The 5,953-nt window shown below is 48.8% G+C and carries 5 protein-coding genes; all 5 read left to right on the top strand.

The window, feature by feature from the left end:
• Positions 1-423 (top strand): adenylosuccinate synthetase (locus ABY802_RS15395; RefSeq protein ID WP_372628010.1); only part of this gene is annotated, 423 nt, incomplete at its 5' end.
• Positions 424-499: 76 nt separating this feature from the next.
• Positions 500-1,819 carry a S41 family peptidase gene (locus ABY802_RS15390; protein WP_372628009.1) on the top strand — a complete coding sequence of 440 codons (1,320 nt, stop codon included), beginning with the start codon at positions 500-502 and terminating at the stop codon, positions 1,817-1,819.
• A gap of 158 nt (positions 1,820-1,977) precedes the next feature.
• A complete protein-coding gene (locus ABY802_RS15385) occupies positions 1,978-2,571 on the top strand; it encodes a tetratricopeptide repeat protein (protein ID WP_372628008.1) in 594 nt (197 codons plus the stop codon).
• 68 nt (positions 2,572-2,639) lie between these two features.
• Complete coding sequence (rnr, locus tag ABY802_RS15380) at positions 2,640-5,006, top strand: ribonuclease R (protein WP_372628007.1); 2,367 nt, start codon at positions 2,640-2,642, stop codon at positions 5,004-5,006.
• Positions 5,007-5,043: 37 nt separating this feature from the next.
• A complete protein-coding gene (gene rlmB / locus ABY802_RS15375; RefSeq protein WP_372628006.1) occupies positions 5,044-5,775 on the top strand; it encodes a 23S rRNA (guanosine(2251)-2'-O)-methyltransferase RlmB in 732 nt (243 codons plus the stop codon).
• Positions 5,776-5,953: the final 178 nt, after the last annotated feature.

The following is a 5,953-nucleotide window of genomic DNA, read 5'->3' as shown; positions in this document are numbered from 1 at the left end:
GGTGTTAAAGGCCATGAGTTTGGTGCAACCACCGGGCGTAAGCGCCGTACGGGTTGGTTCGATGCCGTAGCGGTGCGCCGTGCCGTGCAGCTGAATAGCATCTCGGGTTTTTGTTTAACAAAGCTGGACGTGTTGGACGGTTTGGAGACCCTAAACATTTGTGTGGGCTATCAACAACCTGATGGTACCGTGCTGGATACGCCACCACTGGCGGCGGAAGGTTATGAGCAGGTGACGCCGGTTTATGAAACTATGCCGGGTTGGTCTGATAATACCTTTGGTATTCAGCAATTAGATAAACTGCCTCAAGCGGCACGAAATTATATCAGTCGGCTGGAGCAGCTGACCGGTGTGCCTATTGACATTGTCTCTACCGGACCGGATCGGGTGCAGACTATAGTGTTAACGCATCCGTTCGCTTAAGTAGCTCGTATAAAATAACGCTGCCATTTGGTGGCGTTTTTTTATACGCTGTGGTTATTGCAGCGGGAGGGCTCAAATGAATAAACTTCTAATTAGTCTACTATGCCTATTGTTGGCCGCATGCGGCGGATCTGGCAGTGGCGACGATACTGCCGATAATAATATTGCTGAATGCGCCCGTACTGACATCAACAGTCAGGTGTACTGCAAGCTGGTTGCTGACTACCTTTGGTATGATGAATTGAAGACCGGTGTCGATCCTCTGGCGTTCAATACCCCTTCTGCCTATTTAACGCAAGTTACTGCGGATCGTGATCGCTATAGTTTTATTATTACAGAACAGCAGTATCAGGACCGTTATATTAATGCGGTGTTCTTTGGATATGGTTTTGCGACACAACGTGCAGATAACAATACGGCACTGCAGGTGCTTTATGTGTTTGATGCTGGCTCTGCAGCCCAGCGCGGCTTGCGCCGGGCAGATAAAATCGTTGAGATCGACGGCATCAGTGTAGCAGAGTGGTTATCCCGGCTGGATGCCGGTACAGCGACAAATGATGATATTTATGGCCCAAACGAAGAAGGCATCGTGCGGCGCTTTGTCTGGCGTAAGCCTGACAATAGCCAGCGTCAGGCAGACTTTGTAAAAAGTACGGTTAGAACCAACACCGTAATGCATCGTTCAGTGGCACAGCTTGGTGATAAAACGGTCGGCTACCTGGTGTTTAATACCTTTATTGAGTTATCAGAAACCGAATTGGAGCAGGCTTTCAGTTATTTTGCCCGGGAACAAATCGACGAGCTGGTGCTGGATGTTCGTTACAATGGCGGTGGCTTAATTCGGGTAGCTAACCAGTTAAGTTCACATATCGCCTTACCAAAGCTGCAAGGCAACATTTTTGTTAAATACCGTTACAATGATAAAAACACCCGAAAAAACAGTAGTGTCGGTTTTGCTTTGGGGGCTGGGAGAACTAACTTAAACTTGTCACGGGTATTTGTACTCACTACGGGTGGAAGCTGCTCTTCCAGTGAGCTGGTTATTAATGGCATGAGTCCTTTTATTGACGTTGTGCAGATTGGTGAAACCACCTGTGGCAAACCGGTAGGGCAGGTGCCTGACCAGGTAGGTAATTTCAGATTGTTCGCCATTAATTTTCAAACCGTTAACGCCGTGGATTTCGGTGATTATTTTGATGGTTTAAGCCCGAACTGCCCGGTTACTGCTACAGTTGCAGGCGACTGGGGTGATAGCGCAGACCCGTTGTACGCTGAGGCGTTGGCTTATATTAGCAATGAGCGCTGTAGTGATACAGCAGTAAGTGGCCAGCGTTTAGGAAAACCGCAAACTGCCGATTCAATACAACCGCAATGGCTGCGCTACAACGAGCAATAATTGCACTTAGTACTACGTTAACTATGTAGTCTTTATGCTGTTATGGCGTAGTTTTTGCTTTATTTTTTTGCATTGATAGACATTATCAATGTTCACTGCATAAACTAACGGTTATTTGACGCCCTATGAAAATGTTTTTGATATTTCCAGTTGCTGTAATGCTGAGTTTATTGGCGAGTTCACCTGTTACTGCGCAGCAAGCAGATGCGGTGCAGCTGTATAGTCAGGATGACCTGCTTGACCTTATTAAAACCAACAGCCACTTGCGCCAGGTGCGGGCTGACGACTGTCAGTTGGTTCAGGATATTGAAGCGCGGGCAGATATCATGCAGCTGCCTGCTTATCAGTTTTTGTACGGCGATATGTTGGCTTACGCGGTATGTGTGCCCCGTAACGTCGAGCGAGGCTGGGATTTAATGCTGCAATCTGCAGCGCAAGGCTTACCTGAAGCGCTGGAGCAAGTAGGCCGCTATTATCATATTGGTCGTTTCGTCCAGGTAGATATTGATAAAGCGCTGGTATATCTGCATGAAGCCGCGGCCATGGGTAACTTAAATGCCAAACTACGTTACGCTCAGCTGTTAGTTGACGGTTACGGTTCTCCGGTTGACTACGAGCAAAGTTATCGCTGGTTACATCATGCTATTAGTGCAGACGCTAATACTCATGCTAGAATAACAAAACTGCTGCAACAGCTTGCCAAAAAGATGCCTGAACGGGTGGTGACCAACGCCAAAAGACCTGTCAAATGAAATTCATCCAATGTTTCTGCTTAGCTGTTACACTCATCATATGAAAATAGGAAATAAAAGTTTAATTAATGACGGTAAATGATCCGCATCTTGCGCGTGAGCAAGAAAAATACGACAACCCTATCCCCAGCCGGGAATTTATCCTGGAGCACATCGAAAAGCGGCAACAACCTGCCTATTTCGATGAATTAGTTACCGAGCTACGCCTGACTGATGATGATGCTATCTTTGCGCTGAAAAAACGCTTACGGGCGATGGAGCGAGATGGCCAGCTAATTTTTACCAAAAGTAAGCGTTATGGTCTGGTCGATCATATGGATTTGGTAAAGGGTATCGTCATTGGCCACCGGGAAGGGTTCGGTTTCTTAAAACTGGAGCAAGGTGGCCCGGATTGGTACCTGCCTTATCATGAAATGCAGCGGGTATTACCTGGCGATAAAGTGCTGGCTACCGCAGCAGCAATGAAAAGCAAAGATAAAGTTGAAGCCAGGGTGGTACGGGTACTTGAGCCCCGCACCGAGCCGGTAGTAGGGCGCTATTACAAAGACAACGCGGTATGTGTCGTGGTGCCGGATGACCCGCGTATTACCCAGGATATTATGATCCCGGAGGGCGAGCAGGGTGCAGCACGCCATGGCCAGATTGTGCTGGTGGAAATTACCCAGCGCCCGTCAAAGCGGGTAAGCGCTGTTGGTAAAGTGACTGAGGTATTGGGTGAGCATATGGCGCCCGGTATGGAAATTGAAGTGGCTATTCGTAATCATCAAATTCCGCATGAATTCTCCCAGGCGGTGTTAGACCAGGTTTCTAAATACGGTGAGCAGGTGCCTGAAGAGGCAAAACTGGGCCGGGTTGACCTGACCAAACTGCCATTAGTCACCATTGATGGCGAAGATGCCCGTGATTTTGATGATGCCGTATACGCCGAAGCCAAACCAAATGGCGGCTGGAAGCTGTGGGTTGCGATTGCTGATGTCAGTGCGTATGTCAAACCTGATACCCCACTTGATCGCAGCGCCTTGGAGCGTGGTAACTCGGTGTATTTTCCCGATCACGTAGTACCGATGTTACCTGAAGCGTTATCAAATGGTCTTTGCTCATTAAATCCGCATACCGATCGTCTATGTTTTGTTGCTGAAATGCAGATTAGTAGCACAGGTAAGCTGGAGAGCTACCAGTTTTATGAAGCGGTTATGCATTCTGCCGCGCGTTTTACTTACAGTAAAGTACATAAAATTTTGCAGGGCGATCCAGAACTTCGTCAGCAATATGATGCAAATCTGTCGAATTTAGAAACGCTGTACAGCTTGTATAAAAAACTGGCTAAAGTACGCGGCCAGCGCGGCGCGATCGAGTTTGAAACGGTAGAAACCCGCTTTGTTTTTAACAGCCATCGTAAGATTGAACAAATTGTGCCAGTGCATCGCAACGAAGCCCATAAAATCATTGAAGAATGTATGATTATGGCCAACGTGGCCTCTGCTCGCTTTATTGAAAAGCACGAGGCGCATGCGTTGTTCCGGGTGCACGAACGCCCTGACGGCGATCGCTTTGCCAACTTTCGGCGTTTCCTGGCAGAATTAGGTATTGAGGCTAATCTTTCCAGCGAACCTACCCCACTGGAGCTGACCCAGGTACTTGCCAGCTTGGCTGACCGGCCCGATCGGGAACTGATTGAAACGACCATGCTGCGCTCGATGAAACAAGCGGTGTATCAGGGCGACAATCAGGGACACTTCGGCCTGGCGCTGGAAGCCTATGCCCATTTTACCTCACCCATTCGCCGTTATCCTGATCTGGTGCTGCACCGGGCGATTAAAGCTATTTTACTTAAACAAAACCAGAAGGTAACGGGCGAGCGTGCTTACGGTGAAAAAGAGATAAGCCATTTTGGTGAGCAGTGCTCGATGACAGAGCGCCGTGCCGACGATGCCACGCGCGAAGTATCAGACTGGTTAAAATGTGAGTACATGCAGGACCATCTGGGAACCGAATTCGAAGGTGTAGTCTCAACCGTCACTAACTTTGGTTTATTTGTAAGACTAAGCGACTTATATATTGAAGGGCTGGTGCATGTCACCTCATTGCAAAATGACTACTATCGGTTTGATGCGCAGCGTCAGGTGTTACTTGGTGAGCACAGTGGCGTTAGTTACCGGATGGGCGACCAGGTGAAAGTTAAGGTATTGGCCGTTAGTCTGGAATCGCGCAAAATTGATTTAGCCGTGGTGGGTGAGCCAAAACATAATGTGTCAGGCCGCGCGGTAAAAGCCAGCCGCAATGCCGCTTTTGCTGAAAAAGAGGCCAAGCCAGGCCGGCGCAGTAGCAAAGCTGGCAGCAAAGGCGCGGCTAAACCCGCAGCAAAAAAGGCTGATAAACCGAAAACGGCAAAAACTGCTGTTAAAAAACCACGGCGTAAAGCAAAAAAGGCTTAATATCGCCGGTTAACTTATTAATGAGAAACAACTTATAATGAGCGCAGATTTTGTATTTGGTATTCATGCGGTTAATGCCTTGCTGGAGCGGGCACCGCAGGACATTCTAGAGCTGTTTGTCATGAAAGACCGTGAAGATAAGCGGATGCAACCGCTTATTCAGCAGGCACGGCAAAACGGTATCTCAGTACAATTTTGTAATCGCAGAACCTTAGATGACATGGTCAGCGGCCAGCATCAGGGCATCGTAGCCAAAGCCCGCTTAGCCAGCAGTGGTAATGAGAGTGATCTGGCAACCTTGCTGGAGCAAAAAGATAAACCTTTTCTGCTGGTGCTTGATGGTGTCACTGATCCACACAACCTCGGTGCTATTTTACGCAGTGCCGATGCTGCCGGCGTGCATGCGGTTATCTCCCCGAAAGACAGATCTGCCAAGCTAACCTCTGTGGTACGTAAGGTCGCCTGTGGCGCCGCTGAATCGGTGCCTTTTATTACGGTAACCAACTTAGCCCGTACCCTGCGTGAGTTGCAGGAGGCCGGAGTGTGGGTAGTGGGCGCAGCCGGTGAAACCGACACGACAATTTACCAGGCCGATTTTAAAGGTCCGCTGGCGCTGGTGATGGGCGCCGAAGGCGAGGGCTTACGCCGCTTAACCCGTGAAACCTGTGACAGTCTGGTAAAAATACCGATGTTTGGCAGCGTGTCCAGCCTTAATGTGTCGGTTGCAGCGGGTATTTGCTTGTTCGAAGCGGTACGCCAGCGAAGTTAACGTTTTTCAACTAGTTTTGGTTATAAACCCTTTAGCATATATTCTGCTTGTTATTTACCCGCTAACTCCGTAAAATACGCGACCTTCGGCCATACACTCACGTTCCTTGCCTCTATGCGAGCCCGGCCGAGCTCACCCGAGGCTTACTAACCGTAAGGAGCTACAATGCGTCATTACG

It is taken from the genome of Arsukibacterium sp. (assembly GCF_041616895.1).
Classification (GTDB): domain Bacteria; phylum Pseudomonadota; class Gammaproteobacteria; order Enterobacterales; family Alteromonadaceae; genus Alishewanella.
Note: the sequence above shows the minus strand (reverse complement) of the source record. Positions and strands in the feature narration are given on the sequence as shown.